Genomic DNA, 579 nt, shown 5'->3' with positions numbered 1-579 from the left:
TAAGCCAACTACTCACCACATCGTCATCATGACGAAGGTCAGGATCTTATGGCACTACTCACACACACCGTCATCCTGACGAAGGTCAGGATTTTATGGCGATTGCAGAATGTAGGCCCTGAAACAAGTTGATATTGTTTGTAATAATTTGAGCGATAACGAGGTTCATATAGAGTGATATAAATCTAACCATTTTGGGTTAACTTTTTGAATTAAATTCAACTTCCATTGCCTGTGCCAGTTTTTTAGTTGTTTCTCGCGAGAAATTGCAGCGTAGATATCTTCATGAGGCTCAATGTAAACTAAGCGGGTAACATGGTATTTTTTTGTAAACCCTTCTACAGCATGGGTGCGATGCTGATATATACGCTTTTTTAAATTACTAGTTACGCCAATGTATAGAACTCCATTTGGTTTTGAACATAAGATATAAACAGCAGGTTGCATAGATCATCCTTATCATTGCAAATTGTTATGATGCATAAATATAGACTATTGATAGGAGATTGTTTGGCTACTCACACACATCGTCATCCTGACGAAGGTCAGGATCTTATGGGCTATTGCAGAATGTAAAAT

1 protein-coding gene is annotated in these 579 nt (G+C 37.7%); it reads right to left on the bottom strand.

What is annotated here, in order from left to right; genetic code table 11:
* Positions 1-165: 165 nt before the first annotated feature.
* Positions 166-447: a GIY-YIG nuclease family protein gene (locus SANK73390_RS11770; RefSeq protein ID WP_462766199.1), complete on the bottom strand. Its 282-nt coding sequence runs from the start codon at positions 445-447 to the stop codon at positions 166-168.
* Positions 448-579 lie beyond the last annotated feature (132 nt).

Source organism: Pseudoalteromonas sp. SANK 73390, from assembly GCF_054966645.1.
The sequence above is the reverse complement of the archived record's forward strand: the minus strand, read 5'-3'. Positions and strand labels throughout refer to the sequence as shown.

What these genes read in the sequence shown, in the direction of transcription:
- SANK73390_RS11770 (WP_462766199.1), bottom strand. Translation starts at nt 447, where the DNA reads ATGCAACCTGCTGTTTATATCTTATGTTCAAAACCAAATGGAGTTCTA.